Source organism: Bradyrhizobium sp. NDS-1 (genome assembly GCF_032918005.1).
GTDB classification, from domain to species: domain Bacteria; phylum Pseudomonadota; class Alphaproteobacteria; order Rhizobiales; family Xanthobacteraceae; genus Bradyrhizobium; species Bradyrhizobium tunisiense.
The window spans coordinates 6,614,923-6,629,141 of sequence record NZ_CP136628.1; the positions used below are offsets into that span (position 1 = coordinate 6,614,923).

At 63.5% G+C, this 14,219-nt stretch carries 12 protein-coding genes; 2 read left to right on the forward strand and 10 right to left on the reverse strand.

Annotation, left to right across the window (positions count from 1 at the left end):
• The 5 genes from RX330_RS30825 to RX330_RS30845 form a co-directional block, all read right to left on the reverse strand.
• A complete protein-coding gene (locus tag RX330_RS30825) occupies window positions 1-1,158 on the reverse strand; it encodes an ABC transporter substrate-binding protein (protein ID WP_317240984.1) in 1,158 nt (385 codons plus the stop codon).
• Between the two features lie 59 nt (window positions 1,159-1,217).
• Window positions 1,218-1,796 (reverse strand): alkylhydroperoxidase domain protein, encoded by a 579-nt coding sequence (locus tag RX330_RS30830; protein ID WP_317240985.1) that lies wholly within the window; start codon window positions 1,794-1,796, stop codon window positions 1,218-1,220.
• A gap of 14 nt (window positions 1,797-1,810) precedes the next feature.
• The gene (locus RX330_RS30835; RefSeq protein ID WP_375848506.1) at window positions 1,811-2,410 is read right to left on the reverse strand and encodes a CMD domain protein; all 600 of its coding nucleotides are present in this window, start codon (window positions 2,408-2,410) and stop codon (window positions 1,811-1,813) included.
• A gap of 38 nt (window positions 2,411-2,448) precedes the next feature.
• Entirely contained in the window at window positions 2,449-3,483 is a 1,035-nt protein-coding gene (locus RX330_RS30840) for a putative FMN-dependent luciferase-like monooxygenase (protein WP_317240987.1), read from the reverse strand.
• Between the two features lie 148 nt (window positions 3,484-3,631).
• Window positions 3,632-4,414 (reverse strand): MetQ/NlpA family ABC transporter substrate-binding protein, encoded by a 783-nt coding sequence (locus tag RX330_RS30845; RefSeq protein ID WP_212088410.1) that lies wholly within the window; start codon window positions 4,412-4,414, stop codon window positions 3,632-3,634.
• Between the two features lie 293 nt (window positions 4,415-4,707).
• On the opposite strand from RX330_RS30845, the gene RX330_RS30850 reads away from it, so the two are divergent.
• Window positions 4,708-6,495 (forward strand): peptide ABC transporter substrate-binding protein, encoded by a 1,788-nt coding sequence (locus tag RX330_RS30850; RefSeq protein WP_317240988.1) that lies wholly within the window; start codon window positions 4,708-4,710, stop codon window positions 6,493-6,495.
• Between the two features lie 1,132 nt (window positions 6,496-7,627).
• On the opposite strand, the gene RX330_RS30855 is transcribed toward RX330_RS30850, so the two are convergent.
• The 5 genes from RX330_RS30855 to RX330_RS30875 form a co-directional block, all read right to left on the reverse strand.
• Window positions 7,628-8,515, reverse strand: a complete 888-nt coding sequence (locus tag RX330_RS30855) for a LysR family transcriptional regulator (protein WP_317240989.1) — start codon at window positions 8,513-8,515, stop codon at window positions 7,628-7,630.
• A gap of 301 nt (window positions 8,516-8,816) precedes the next feature.
• Window positions 8,817-9,113, reverse strand: coding sequence for a DUF2934 domain-containing protein (locus RX330_RS30860; RefSeq protein ID WP_317240990.1), 297 nt, complete (start codon window positions 9,111-9,113; stop codon window positions 8,817-8,819).
• A 315-nt stretch (window positions 9,114-9,428) separates the two neighbouring features.
• Window positions 9,429-9,611, reverse strand: a complete 183-nt coding sequence (locus RX330_RS30865) for a DUF2934 domain-containing protein (RefSeq protein WP_212089102.1) — start codon at window positions 9,609-9,611, stop codon at window positions 9,429-9,431.
• Window positions 9,612-9,831: 220 nt separating this feature from the next.
• Window positions 9,832-11,007, reverse strand: coding sequence for a Gfo/Idh/MocA family protein (locus RX330_RS30870; RefSeq protein WP_317240991.1), 1,176 nt, complete (start codon window positions 11,005-11,007; stop codon window positions 9,832-9,834).
• 14 nt (window positions 11,008-11,021) lie between these two features.
• On the reverse strand, window positions 11,022-12,077 hold the full coding sequence (locus RX330_RS30875; protein ID WP_317240992.1) for a sugar phosphate isomerase/epimerase family protein: 1,056 nt from the start codon (window positions 12,075-12,077) through the stop codon (window positions 11,022-11,024).
• 1,176 nt (window positions 12,078-13,253) lie between these two features.
• Between RX330_RS30875 and RX330_RS30880 the strand changes: the two genes are divergently transcribed.
• On the forward strand, window positions 13,254-14,195 hold the full coding sequence (locus tag RX330_RS30880; RefSeq protein ID WP_317240993.1) for a lysozyme inhibitor LprI family protein: 942 nt from the start codon (window positions 13,254-13,256) through the stop codon (window positions 14,193-14,195).
• The last annotated feature ends 24 nt before the right edge of the window (window positions 14,196-14,219 follow it).

Genomic DNA, 14,219 nt, shown 5'->3' on the forward strand with positions numbered 1-14,219 from the left:
TCAGCTCGGCTTGCCGTCCCACAGCGCGAACTGGCCCTTGCGCACGACCAGCTCGGCGTTCATCGCGCCCTTGACGCGGCGGCTCTCGACGTCGAACGTCGCGGCGCCGAAGATCACGCTGGAGACGTCCTTCACCTTGGCGAAAGCATCGCGGATGGCACGGCGATCGGTGCCGCCGATCTTCACCACGGCGGCAGCCATGTTCATCGCGTCATAGGAATAGGCGTTGAAGGCGTCGGGCTCCTGCCCGCCATACTTCGCCTTGAAGCCCGCGATGAACTTCTGCACCTCGGGCCTGGGATCCTGCGGGAAGTAGCGGGTGCCGAGATGAACGTCCTCGACCGCCTCGCCGCCGAGCTCGATGAATTTCGGCGAGTAGACCGAGCTTGCGGCGCACATCTTCTGCTTAAGGCCGACCTGACGGGCCTGGCGCGCGATCAGCGCACCGTCGGAATAATAGGAGATCAGGATCAGCCCGTCGGGACCAGCGTCGCGCACGCGCACCAGGGTGGAGCGGAAGTCGCGCTCCTCCGCGATGTAGCCCTCGGTCACCGCGATCTCGGCGCCGTATTCCTTGGCCGCCTTGACGAAATAGTCGCGGCTGGTGCGGCCCCAATCGGTGTTGAGGTGCAACACCGCGAGCTTCTTCAGGCCGAGACGCTTCACCGCATAGGCCGCCAGCAGCGGCTGCTCGTCGGCCTGGCTGACCGAGGTACTCCACATGAAGTCGCCGCCCTTGGTGAAATCGGGGTGCGAATTGGTGAAGCCGAACTGCACGAGGCCGCCGCGCTGGTAGATGGGCGAGGCCGCCATCGAGGCGGGGCTGGAGAAGTCGCCGAGCTCCATGACGATGCGGGGATCGGAGACGAACTTCTGGGCGATCGCCACCGACTGGCGCGGATCGCTCTGGCTGTCCTCGAATTGGTAGGCGAGCTTGCGCCCGTTGATGCCGCCGGCAGCCAGGATCTCGTCGAGCGCGAGATCAAAGCCCTGCTTCCACTGCATGCCATATTGCGCGTTCGGTCCCGTGAGCGGACCGCTGACGCCGAGCACGATCGGCTCGGACGCCTGTGCGATGGCGGCGCGCGAGAAGGCTGCTCCCGCCATGATGGCGGTCAGCGAGCCCTTGACCAGGGTACGACGATCGATGTTGCTCATGCACGGCTCCATCCACTCAGGTGTTGAACAAGCAGCAATTCTCGTGCCGCTGAGATTGCCTATTTCGAGGGCTCGCCGAGCGACAGCATCAGCCGGTTCGCCCAGTTGAAGAACGACGCGCCGTTGATGACGTCGACGATCTCGGCATCGTCGAGCCCGGCGCGGCGCAACTCGGCGATATTGTCAGGGCCGAATGAGATCGGCGTCGCGGACAGTGCCACGGAGGCCTTGACCACTGCGTTCCAGCGTTCGCCGAGATCGGCCTTGATGCCTTCGTTGAGCAGGCGCTGCACGTCGTCACGGCGCTTGGAATAGGTGCTGGCAAAGCGCGCATGCACGGAGGCGCAATAGATGCAGCCATTGTAGCGCGACGTCGCAGCCGCCGCGAGCTCGCGCTCGGCGCGCGGCAGGCCGTCGGCGACATTGTAGAAGATGTCCTTGTCGGTTTTGGTGCGGGCCTCCAGCACTTCGGGATCGCGCACCAGGAGGCGGAAATAGTCCGACTTGGCGCGGGCGCGATCGACCAGGCCATTGAAGTGCCGTTCGGTCAGCTCGGCCTCGGGCAGCGGATCGATCCACGACACCCAACCCAGTTCGTCCTGGGTGAAGACGACGGGGGGATTGACGGTGGCGCTCATGATACAGCCTCCTCTTATGCGTTCACTGCGGCGAGCGTGCGCAGGCCGCTGACGACGCGCAACTGAAACGACAGGAACGCGACGAGCTGGGAGAACGTGACGATGCCGGTGTCCGACCAGCCGGCGTCCAGCAGCGCCTTCATGTCGGCGGAGGCGGCATCGCGCGGACGAAACACCAGGAGATGCGCATGTTCGAGGGCGGCTGCTAGTCGGGCGCCAAGCGCCGGCTTGCTCGCCGCGCTCACGTGGTAGATCAGGCCGGCAGTGTTCTCGATCGACAGCGGGCCGGCCGGATACGAGCCATAGGGACCCGAGGTCCTGCCCTGCGCGATCTCGGCGTCGATCGCCTCCAGCAGACGGGCGCCATCGGCGTTTGCCGTTAGCTTCTCGCGATAGAAGGCGGCGACCGGGGATTCGCCATGAAGTCCGGTCACGAAGGCAGCGACCGCGGCGCGTTCGGCCAGCGAAAAGTCGCTCGCGTCGATCGGCTCGAACAGGGAGAGATAGCTCTTCTGCGCATTCTCACGCGCCTGCAGGCGGCGGGCGCGGATGGCATCGAGAGCGGAGCCCGGCTCGATCCCGGCGAGCGTGTCGATAATATCCTGCGTACTCATCATTCAGCCTCGTGCAACGCGATGCTCTTCACTTCCGGTCAACCCGCCAGCGCCACTTCGGGTGCCGTCCGGGTCCAGCCCAGCGCCGGGGCAACCTTCTCCGCGACCAGATCGATCGAGCGCAGGACATGGGGATGCGGCGCGTCGACCGAATGCACTTGGAAGACGAGATCGGTCACTCGCTCCAGCGTCGCGTCGGCACGCAGCGAGGCGATGACGTGGTCGGCATCACCGACATGGGTGTCGAACGCGGTGATCATCTCCTCCAGCGTCTCGCCCGGCTTGGCGTGGCCGCCCTTGAGGAATTGCGGCAGCGCGCGGCGCAGCCCGATATCCGCAAGGCGCATCGCTTCGCCGTGGTCGTCGGCGACGAAGACGCTGCGCGAGGCCATGATGCGCGGCTCGGCTCCCTTCGGCAGCGCTTCCAGATAGGCATCGATCACCGGGTTCTGGATTTCGGCGAGCGTGGCCTTCGGCGCCTCCCTGGTGCGCGGCTGGGTGCGCGACAGCAACAGGCCATCGCCCGCCTTGCCGGCCCGGGCGCCGCCGGCGACCGAGAAGGTCGCCTGCCAGATGCGCTTGTCCAGTTGCGGCCGCTGCGGGTAGATCGTATCGCCGCCATCGAGCGGCTTGCCGACCAGGGCAGTGCGGACCACCTCCAGATTGCGCGCAAAAATCTCGTTGCGCTGGGCGCTGTCGAGGCCGAAGGCGGCGAAGGCCGACGGATTGCCGCCGGTGCCGACGCCGAGCTCGAAGCGGCCGTTGCAGATGAGATCGAGCACCGCGGCGTCCTCCGCCACCCGCACCGCGTTCTCCAGCGGCAGCGTGACGATGCCGGTGCCGAGGCGGATGCGCGAGGTTTGGGCGGCGACGTAACCGAGGAACGTGAAGGGCGACGGCAGGCCGCCTTCACGCTCGTGGAAATGATGCTGCGCGATCCACGCGGAATCGAGCCCCGCCTTTTCGGCGCGCACGATCTGCTCGGCCGCGAAGCGGTAACGGTCGGCCGGCGGGGCCTCGTCGAGAAGCCGCGTGAAGAAGCCCAGGCGTTTCAGATTTGCAAAGCGTTTCATGCGACCCCTGTCGGGCTGGGATGGCCAGGCTGCCGATGATGTCGGTTACTGCTGCTCCAGACAAGCCGCCATTGCGCAAGGCTCATACGCAAAGCTCATGCGCAAGCTGCCCGCCGGATCGTTCCTGCGTCGGAGCTGGGCAGACTGCCTACCAGCTCGGCAGCACCGCGCCCTTGAACTTGGTGAGGACGAACTCCTTGACTTCGGCCGTGTGATAGCTGTCGACGAGGATCTTGACCCAGGGCTTGTCCTTGTCGGCGGCGCGCACGGCGATCAGGTTGACGTAGGGGCCTTTGGGATCCTCGCGCAGGATCGGATCCTTGACGGGATCGAGGCCGGCCTGGGTTGCATAATTGGTGTTGATCGCGGCGGCATCGACATCGTCCAGCGCTCGCGGCGCCTGTGCCGCATCGACCTCGATGAATTTCAGCTTCTTCGTGTTCTCGGTGATGTCGAGCACCGTCGGCTTGAAGCCGACGCCGTCCTTCAGCTTGATCACGCCCTTGTCGCGAAGCAGCAGCAGCACGCGGCCGCCATTGGTCGGATCGTTCGGGATCGAGACCTTGCCGCCCTCGGGAATGTCGGCGAAGGCCTTGTGCTTCTTCGAGTAGACGCCGATCGGGAAGTTCACGGTGAGGCCGACGGCCTCGATCTTGTAGCCGCGGTCGGCCTTCTGGTTGTCCAGGTAAGGCTGGTTCTGGAACGAATTGGCCTGGATATCGCCGGCGTCGAGCGCGGCGTTGGGCACGACATAATCCGAGAACTCGATGAGCTGGATGTCGAGCCCCCGCCTGGCGGCGATCGGCTTCACCGCCTCGAAGATCTGCGCATGCGGCCCCGGCGTCACGCCGATCTTGATGGTCTCGGCCGCAGCATTCGCCGACCACGCGGCCAGGATGGTTGCAAGGATCAGGGGGAAGCGAAGCGACATCTTGGTCTCCGAAGGTCTAAGCATCGAGTGGAACCGTATTCGCTTCTCCGCGGGCCGAAATCAATGAAATGGATATCCATATTGAGCGTCGGTGGCGGGCGCGCCTTCTCCATACGGCAGCAAACGCGAAATGAATTCACGGCGGCCGCGAGGCCGTCTGATCGGCGCGGCCAACATCCGGTGACAGCACGCCGCAGCGCGAAAGCAACCGCATCTTTGACACCGCCGGGCCCGACGTGCTGAGCTAGGCCGCATGCAGCCGACGTCGTTTCTACGCAAGGGTGGAGGGTCTGATGAACGAGAATGACATCCGGAATCTGGTCGCGGAGGTGAAGCAAGGCACGCTGTCGCGGCGCTCGTTCATCCAGAAGGTGGCCGCGGTCGGTATAGCAGCTCCCATCGCGAGCCAGATCCTGGTCTGGAACGACGTCGCGATGGCGGATGCCACCCTGCCGTACAAACCGACCAAGGCCGGCGGCGGCGGCACGCTCAAGGTCCTGCTGTGGCAGGCGCCCACGCTGCTCAATCCGCATTTCGCGCTCGGAACCAAGGACCAGATCGCTTCGCGCGTCTTCTTCGAGCCGCTCGCCGGCTGGGACAAGGACGGCAACCTGATTCCGTGCCTTGCCGCCGAGACCCCGACCAAGGCCAATGGCGGCCTTTCGGCCGACGGCCTGACCGTGATCTGGAAGCTGAAGCAAGGCGTCAAATGGCATGACGGCAAGCCCTTCACCGCCGACGACGTCGTCTTCACCTGGCAATACGCCGCGGATCTGGCGACAGCGGCCTATACCACCGGATCCTACAAGGACATCAAGGTCGAGAAGATCGACGACTACGCCGTCAAGGTGATCTTCAAGGCGCCGACGCCGTTCTGGGCCGATCCGTTCGTCGGCTCGGTCGGGATGATCCTGCCAAGACATCTTTTCGGCGACTATGTCGGCGCCAAGTCGCGCGAAGCGCCGGGCAATCTGAAGCCGGTCGGCACCGGTCCGTACAAATTCCTCGAGTTCAAGCCCGGGGACCTGATTCGCGCCGAGCGCAATCCCGACTACCACATCAAGAACCAGCCGCATTTCGACACGCTCGAGATCAAGGGCGGCGGCGACGCCGTATCCGCGGCGCGCACCGTGCTGCAGACCGGCGAATACGACTTCGCCTGGAACATGCAGGTCGAGGAGGAGGTGCTCAAGCGCATGGAGGCGGGCGGCAAGGGCAAGCTCGACATCACGCCGTCCGGCAACGTCGAGTTCATCATCCTCAACACGACGGACCCGTGGACCGAGGTCGACGGCGAGCGCTCGAACGCCAAGACCAAGCACCCGACGCTGTCCGATCCCGCCGTGCGCCGTGCGATCAATCTGTTGATTGACCGCGATTCGATCCAGAAGTTCATCTACGGACGTGGCGCGCTCGCGACCGCGAGCTTCGTCAACGCGCCCAAGCAGTTCAAGTCGCCGAAGCTGAAATACGAATTCAGCATCGACAAGGCCAACAAGCTGCTCGACGAAGCCGGCTGGAAGAAGGGTGCGGACGGCATCCGCGAGAAGGACGGCAAGAAGCTCAAATACGTGTTCCAGACCTCGACCAATGCCCCGCGCCAGAAGACCCAGGCCATCATCAAGCAGGCCTGCGAGAAGGCCGGCATCGACATCGAGATCAAGGCGGTCACCGCCTCGGTGTTCTTCTCCTCCGACGTCGGCAATCCCGATACCTATTCGAAATTCTATGCCGACATGGAGATGTACAACACGACGCAGCCGCAACCCGATCCGGAGCGCCTGCTGAACCAGTGCGTGTCCTGGGAGATTGCCAGCAAGGACAACAAATGGCTCGGCCGCAACAATTCGCGCTATTCCGATCCCGAAGCCGACAAGGCCTACAAGGCCGCTCAAAACGAGCTCGATCCCGTCAAGCGCGCCGCGCTGCTGATGAAGGTCGACGAGATCTTCTGCGAGGCCAACGTCTTCCTGCCGCTGCTCTCGCGCCACATCGTCAACGCCGGCGCCAACAATTTGATGATCGACATCTCCGGCTGGGACACCATCACGTGGAATCTGGCGGCGTGGCATCGGGTGTGAGGGGATGCTCGCGTCCCGGACAAGCTGCAACGCGTTGAGCGTTGCAGCGCAGAGCCGGGACCCAGGGCGACACGGGAAGATGTGGAGAGAGGCGCACGCTCTCTCCACATCGTCATTGCGAGCGCAGCGACTTGTCCGCCGAAGCCTTGGCGAAGGCGGAAGCAATCCAGAATCTTTCCGCGGAGGGACTTTGAATTGCTTCGTCGCATCAGCGCAAATTGCTACGCAATTTTGTCGCGAGCTCCTCGCAGTGACGGCGTGTGAGGCGATAGCTTGTTCTCCAGTGTCGCTGTCATTCCCCGCGCATGCGGGGAATCCAGTACACCGCGGCTTCTCGGTTCAATCACGGCCGTCTCGGCGTACTGGATCGCCCGGTCAAGCCGGGCGATGACACCGCGTGTGTGGTTGCGGGCATGGCTTTTCGACCTCGCGGCGCGTTTCGCCCGAGCTTTGCTTCATCTCCCACCCTCTTCAAGCCAAGAGGGCACAGGGAAGGCCGGGTGCCGGCTGGCACCCGCGGTCCGCTGCGCGAATGATGCGCAAAGGAGACCGCACAGCAGCATACAGGTGTCGCCGATCACTCGGCCTTCCCTGCGCAGTGGCCGGACGGCTTATGCCGTGCTCTCCCGGGAGCCGAACTTTCCTTTGGCCTCCCTCGCCGTTCGAATTGGATGATGCCGTCTGCCCGGTTGGGCTCGCGCACATCTTCGATCCGGCTTGACCGTAGCAACGACGGCCAGGACCACACGGTTTTGCCGTACGCACGGCCCGCCATGTCGCCCGCAGTATTTCCAGCCCTGTCGACGAAGCTGCGAAACTTACAGACGAGACGAACCTAGCAGCGCCGCTCGTCCGCACGAAGCCTCGGGCTCACAGGGACTACCCGCCCTGCCCGCACCTCTCGTGCCAACGCTGCCGCGTCCACCGCAAGCCCGGCTCGCGAAAATGACGACCTCAGGATCGCCCCTCTTGGATGAGCCGGGATGAGCGACACATACGATAAAACCGAATTTCGGTAAAGTGGAATATTTTTGTGGGGAGGGGTTGACGGAGGGCGACACAGGGTCGGGATTGGGGCTGGAGGGTCAATCATCGCAGTCGCTAGACACAGCACCCAGCTTCCATGGCCCCCTCACCCCGCCTCAAACGCCCCCCGCGCCGCCTTCACCGAGGCCGCAATGAACCGGTGCACCTCCTGCACCCGCCGCATGCCGTGCGTGTCGGGATGTGACGTCAGCCAGTAGCTCCGCACGAAGCGCACCTCGGGGAGCAGGCGGCGCAGTTCGGGGTAACGGCTGGCGGCGTAGTCGTGCAGGATGCCGATGCCGTGGCCGGCGCGGACGGCCTCGATCTGCGCGACGATGCTGCCGCATTCGTAGCGGCGGGACATCAGGCGGCCGAGGGCTGCGGCATAGTCGAGGGCGCGGCTGTAGGCGAAATCCTCGATGTGGGTGACGAACAGGCGGCCGGCGAGATCGGCCTGTGTCTCGATCGGTCCCTCGCGCTTCAGATAGGCTTTCGAGGCGTAGACGCTGAGGCTGTAGTCGGTGAGCTTGGACAGGATGAGCCGGCCCTGCTTCGGCCGGTCCAGCGTGATCGCGATATCCGCCTCGCGGCGCGACAGCGAGAAGGTGCGCGGCAGCGGCACGAGCTGGATGATCAGTCCCGGATGGCGCGCGGCCAGTGCGCCGAGATGCTCGGCGAGGAAGAAATTGCCAAGGCCGTCAGGCGCGCCGACGCGCACCGTGCCGCTGATGGTGTCCGCGCTGCCGCCGATGCTGGCGCCGACCTTGAGAAACTCGCTTTCGGCGCGCTCGGCCGCCTGGACCAGCGCCTCGCCGGCGGCGGTCAGCGTGCAGCCGGCGGTGTGCCGCTCCAGCAGCTTTGCCTTCAGGCTCTTCTCCAGCGCGGTGAGCTGACGCGCCACCGTGGTGTGGTTCAGGCGCAAATTCTTCGACGCCTTGAGGATCTGCCCGGCGCGCGCGACCTCCAGAAAAATCCTCACCCGCTCCCAATCCATCGACGGCCCCCCTCGGACCACTGTGGCGATACGACGCGTCTTGCACAAGAGAGGCATATGGGAGCGCGGCGACGAGGCCGATTTCACGCACGGCTGCCCTCTCATCTCTTTTCCACTGTGTGCTTCAGATCACAGCAGAATCGTGCGCCTGCGCCTACGATGACCGGGCATGGCCGCAAACAAGGTAACGGCGGTACGCGCGAGGCTGCGGAGGCGATCAACAGCTATAGACTTTTCGAGGCCGCCAGGGTGAAGAGCCCGGCGGCTTTTTTTCTTGCCACGCCCGCTCCAAGCTCCGCTTCTATTGTTTCGGCGACGCGTCGGACGACTTCCGCTCCTCGCGTTCAACCTCCATCTGCCGTTCCGCTTCGAGCCAGAACTCCAGCTCGCGACCCGAAGGCCGGCCAGCCTGCTCCCAGAGCTCATAGGCACGCGCGCGCACCTGGCCGCGCCGCATCAGCCGGCGGAGCTTTCGCCTCAGTTCCTCGGCAAAACTCCTGAAGCGCTGGCCGGTGGTTTCGTCCTTGACCAGCGCGGCCGCTCGCGTCGCGAATTCGATCTGGTGCTCGATTTTTTTCTGCTCGTCCACCGCCGACACTGCCGTGGGATAAGGATTGCCTTGAAGGCCCGTGCTGGTCAGACACTGAATTCATTGCCGGGGTCGTCTGTTCCCCGCGATGCGCTGCGCAGGGTTGGTTAGCCCTGCGCACCATCACGTCGGGTCAACGCCGTCAGTGCCACGTCGTGTCGGGCTGGACGATCACCACGCGTATCCCGGGATCTTCGGTGGTGTTGCAGATGCAGGGCATGCCCTCACCGCAACGGCAGCCCCCGAGCTGTTCGCTCCAGACCCGGAGCGAATGGTTTTCGCAGACCCATCCCAGTCCCTGGCAGAATGGGCAATTGCTGTCGGTCACAACGTATCCGGCGTCCGCAACGTGTTCGACTTGTCCGCGTTGCGCAGCTCCTGCTCGGCGGCGTGCCAGAATTCGTCTTCGCGGCCTTCGGGCTTGCCGGCCTGCTCCCACAGGCGGTGCGCGCACTCTCTGATCTCTTGTTCGGTGATCTCTTGCTCGGTCGGCTCGGACAATTGCATCTCCTGCTTGTGAAGCACGGCCCCACCCTGGGGGGTATGGGGGGGCTTGGAGGCGGGGCCGTGCAGGCCAGCGATCGGCGGCGAGGCTGGCCCGCTGATTCAAGTTTCGACCAGGTGCAAGAGTTCCTGCGCTTCTGACCGCGCCGGATGGCCCGGCTTGTCGCGGGCCTGCCCGCCTTTCGGCCCGGCATTGTGCCGATGTCGGATGCACATCGGCCGTTTACGTCATGCGAACCCAGACGCCCTTGCCCGCGGATGACCTCACCGCCGCATCGATCAACTTCACGCCGGCGAGGCCATCCTCGACCGTCGGGAAGACGACGTCGGGATGCAGCTTTTCGCCGGCCGCTGCCGCGCGGATGGCACGCGCCGCCTCGGCATAGATCGTCGCGAAACCTTCGAGGTAGCCCTCGGGGTGCCCCGATGGGATGCGGGTGACCCGACCCGCCTCGCCCGATGCACCGGCCCCGCCGCGGGCCAGGAGCTGCCTGGGCTTGCCGTAGGGCGTGAACCAGAGCTGGTTCGGATTCTCCTGCGCCCATTCGAGGCCGCCTTTGCTGCCGTAGACGCGCAGCGTGAGCCCGTTCTCATGGCCGACGGCAACCTGGCTCGCCCACAGCATGCCCCTGGCGCCGCCCTTCCACTTGAGGAGAATCTGGACATCATCGTCGAGCCGCCGCCCTTCGACGAAGGTCGACAATTGCGCAAGCAATTCGTCGAGCTCGAGCCCGCTGACGAAGCAGGCCAGATTGTAGGCATGGGTGCCGATGTCGCCGATGCAGCCGCCGGCGCCGGACCGGGAGGGGTCGGTGCGCCACGCCGCCTGCTTCTGGCCGGTGGTTTCCAATGGCTCGGTCAGCCAATCCTGCAGATACTCGGCCTTGACGAGACGGATCTCGCCGAGATCGCCGTTCCCGACCATCGCGCGCGCCTGCCGGACCATGGGATAGCCGGTGTAATTCTGCGTGAGGACGAAGATCCTGCCGGTCCTCCTGACCAGCGCCACCAGTTCCTCGGCCTCGGCAAGTGTCGTCGTCAGCGGTTTGTCGCAGATGACGTGGATGCCGGCTTCGAGGAAGGCTTTCGCGACCGGGCTGTGCATGTGATTGGGTGTCACGATCGAGACCACCTCGATGCCGTCTGCTCTTGCCGCTTCAGCCCGCGCCATCTCCTCGAAGGAGCCATAGGCACGGTCGTCGGCGATGCCGAGCTCCTTTGCGGAGGCCTTGGCGCGAATTGGATCTGACGACAGCGCGCCGGCCACCAGCTCGAACTGGTCGTCGATACGCGCGGCAATGCGGTGGACGGCACCGATGAAGGCACCCTGGCCGCCGCCGACCATGCCGAGACGGATGCGGCGATGGCCGCCGGTTTCATTGCTTGCTTCGATCGCCATGTTGCACTCTCTGTTCAGGAGATGCCGAGCATCTTGCGGTTGGCAGCGGCATCCGTGCCGCTGCCGGCGAAATCGTCGAAGGCCTTCTCCGTCACCCGGATGATATGGTTTCGGATGAACTCGGCGCCTTCGGCCGCGCCTTGCTCGGGATGTTTCAGGGCGCACTCCCACTCCAGCACCGCCCAGCTGTCGTAGTCGTACTGGGTGAGCTTGGAGAAAATGGCGCCGAAATCGACCTGACCATCGCCGAGGGAGCGGAAGCGGCCGGCGCGGTCGACCCAGCTCTGGAACCCGCCATAGACGCCCTGGCGGCCGGTCGGATTGAATTCGGCGTCCTTGACGTGAAACGCCTTGATGCGCTGGTGGTAGATGTCGATGTAGTCGAGATAATTGAGCTGTTGCAGCACGAAGTGCGAGGGGTCGTAGAGCAGGTTCGCGCGCGGATGGTTGTTCACCCGTTCCAGGAACATCTCGTAGGTGACGCCGTCGTGAAGGTCCTCGCCCGGGTGGATCTCATAGGCGACATCGACACCGTGCTCGTCGGCATGGTCGAGGATCGGCCGCCAGCGCCTGGCGAGTTCGTCGAACGCGGTCTCGATCAGGCCGGCGGGACGCTGCGGCCAAGGATAGACGTAGGGCCAGGCAAGCGCGCCGGAGAACGTCGCCTGGGCACTGAGCCCGAGCCGCCGGGACGCCAGGATGGCACGCTTGACCTGGTCGACGGCCCATTCGGTGCGGGCCTTCGCGTTGCCACGCACCTCCGGCGCTGCGAAGCCGTCGAATGCCGCATCATAGGCCGGGTGAACGGCGACGAGCTGGCCTTGCAGATGGGTCGAAAGCTCGGTGATCGCAAGGCCATGCCGCGCCGCAACGCCCTTCACCTCGTCGGCATAGGTCTGGGATTCCGAGGCCTTGTTCAGATCGAAGAGCCGTCCATCCCAACTCGGAATCTGAATCCCCTTGTAGCCCAGCGAGGCCGCCCATCCGCACATCGCATCGAGCGAGTTGAACGGCGCCGCATCGCCAGCGAATTGAGCGAGGAATATCGCCGGCCCTTTGATCATCTTCATCGCGTGCTTCCTTCCTTGGACGTTTTTTTTGGCGCATGCCGCTATGGTGTGAGCGCACAATTTGGTGCGAGGATGCCGGCCATCAAGGGAGAGAGCAATACCGGTCTGCGCGACGGGGCTATCGCATCTGGGAGTCTTTTCCCTGCGGCCATCCTTCGAGACGCCCGCTTGGGGCGGGCTCCTCAGGACGAGGACGGAGTTTGCAGCAGCAGTTTCAACGAGCGCTGACGTTAGATCAGCCTCATCCTGAGGAGGCGCGTAGGCGCCGTCTCGAAGGAAGAGGCGTGCGCGCAGGCCGCCGCCACAAGTCATATGCGATGGCCCGACGCTGCGCGCGGGGGGAGCCGCTAGAGCGAGATCGGCTACGTGAGCGAAAGCAATCGTACGGACGCAGCTCCGCATTCTCGCGGCTGAATTCGCCCGAGTTGTGCCTGGTCACTCCACCCTCTGAAAGCCAAGAGGGCACAGGGAAGGCCGGGTGCTGACATCGCACCCGCGGTCTGCTGCGCGAAATGCACACGCAGAAGAACCGCACAGCAGCATACAGGTGGTGCCGATCACTCGGCCTTCCCTGCGCGATGGTCGGACGACTTATGCCGCGCTCTCCCGGGAGCCGAGTTCCTTCTGGCCTCCCTCGCGCCCGCGGAATTCACCGGCCTTCGCGCCGGTTGACGCGATTGCCGCCTCCGCAAGAGCTTGACCGTAGCAACGACGGCCAGGACCACACGGTTTTGCCGTACGCACGGCCCGCCATTTCGCCGCAGTTTTCCCTGACACCGTCGACAGCGCCGGAAACTTACAGACGAGACGAGACCTAGCAGCGCCGTTCGTCCGCGCGCGGTTTCGAGCTCTCCGGGGACTACCCTCCCTGCCCGCACCTTTCGCGCCCGACGCTGCCGCGTCCACCGCAAGCCCGGCTCGCGATCAAGACGACGACGCGATCGCCCCTCAAGGATGAGCCGGGATGGAGGGGGATATACGATATTTCCGAATTTCGGTAAAGAGGAATATTTTTGTGGGGAGGGGTTGACGGGGTGGCGGGTGTTTTGCCCGACGGAACTTGTTATAACTAACCCGACCAGCGAGGGCTGCCCTAACCTCCAGCCAATCAAGCTGCTTTCGACCGCTTATTAGACACTACTTTGTCAAATAACTGCCGACACACACGGACTCCGCATGAGATCGCAAGACACTCTAAGCTATATAAAACAAGTCAAGGGGCGAGCGATGGGGCACCCCTCGCTAAGCAAGATTGAAATTGACCGCCTGAGCGATGCGTGGACTGGACTCAAAGAGCGCCCTCTCGCCACTGAACTAGTTCCGGTTCGTATTGTTACAATATTGGAGGTCTTTGTTCGCGATTGGGTAGAGCAGATTATCGACCAAGGCTTCCCTTATGTAGAACGCGCCGCAACGCTTAAGCTGGACCTGAAATTTGATTGGACGCTAACAAGCAATGTACGTTTAGGGACCGTGACATTGGGTCAACTTGTTGCCCACAATATCTCAACGAGCCGCCTCGAAACGATCAAGTCGGCATTAGACACTCTCATTTCAGATGACCTCTTTGCTCGGATCTCACTGGTCGTCAATAGATGGGAAGTGGAAGTGATGGGATCTCCTCCGATTCCGATTATCGCGGATAATGACAAACTCAGACGCGACTTGTTTAGACTCTTCGAGGTACGACACATCCTCGTTCACGAGTTGCCGAAAGGGCCTATTGTTTCAAGTGATGATGTTGAAAGTTTCCTTCAATCCGCCAAGCTATTTGTCGAAGCTACAGATGAATTTCTCTCGGAGTTGCTATGGGGAAAGTATCCCCTCACACAGCGCGACATGAATGCAACAGCGGCAGAACGAAATAAATCGGCACTCGAAGATTTAGCAAAAGTCTGCTCCGAGATTGAGAGCGAATACGAAGAGTGGGGCTCAGATTTATGGACGGTGCAGAAGCAATGGAATCAATTCCGCGAGGCGGACGCGGAATGGCAGTCGAGAGAGGCTGAAGGCGGAAGCATGCAATCCATGCTGTATTCCATGGCATCAGAAGCCCACGCTAAGGCTCGCACCAAAGAGCTCAGGGACTGGTTAAATCGAGGTCGACAAAATCGATAGCCGATAGGATAGATCCGGTTAACT

What these genes read in the sequence shown, in the direction of transcription:
- RX330_RS30825 (WP_317240984.1), bottom strand. Translation starts at nt 1,158, where the DNA reads ATGAGCAACATCGATCGTCGTACCCTGGTCAAGGGCTCGCTGACCGCC.
- RX330_RS30830 (WP_317240985.1), bottom strand. Translation starts at nt 1,796, where the DNA reads ATGAGCGCCACCGTCAATCCCCCCGTCGTCTTCACCCAGGACGAACTG.
- RX330_RS30835 (WP_375848506.1), bottom strand. Translation starts at nt 2,410, where the DNA reads ATGAGTACGCAGGATATTATCGACACGCTCGCCGGGATCGAGCCGGGC.
- RX330_RS30840 (WP_317240987.1), bottom strand. Translation starts at nt 3,483, where the DNA reads ATGAAACGCTTTGCAAATCTGAAACGCCTGGGCTTCTTCACGCGGCTT.
- RX330_RS30845 (WP_212088410.1), bottom strand. Translation starts at nt 4,414, where the DNA reads ATGTCGCTTCGCTTCCCCCTGATCCTTGCAACCATCCTGGCCGCGTGG.
- RX330_RS30850 (WP_317240988.1), top strand. Translation starts at nt 4,708, where the DNA reads ATGAACGAGAATGACATCCGGAATCTGGTCGCGGAGGTGAAGCAAGGC.
- RX330_RS30855 (WP_317240989.1), bottom strand. Translation starts at nt 8,515, where the DNA reads ATGGATTGGGAGCGGGTGAGGATTTTTCTGGAGGTCGCGCGCGCCGGG.
- RX330_RS30865 (WP_212089102.1), bottom strand. Translation starts at nt 9,611, where the DNA reads ATGCAATTGTCCGAGCCGACCGAGCAAGAGATCACCGAACAAGAGATC.
- RX330_RS30870 (WP_317240991.1), bottom strand. Translation starts at nt 11,007, where the DNA reads ATGGCGATCGAAGCAAGCAATGAAACCGGCGGCCATCGCCGCATCCGT.
- RX330_RS30875 (WP_317240992.1), bottom strand. Translation starts at nt 12,077, where the DNA reads ATGAAGATGATCAAAGGGCCGGCGATATTCCTCGCTCAATTCGCTGGC.
- RX330_RS30880 (WP_317240993.1), top strand. Translation starts at nt 13,254, where the DNA reads ATGAGATCGCAAGACACTCTAAGCTATATAAAACAAGTCAAGGGGCGA.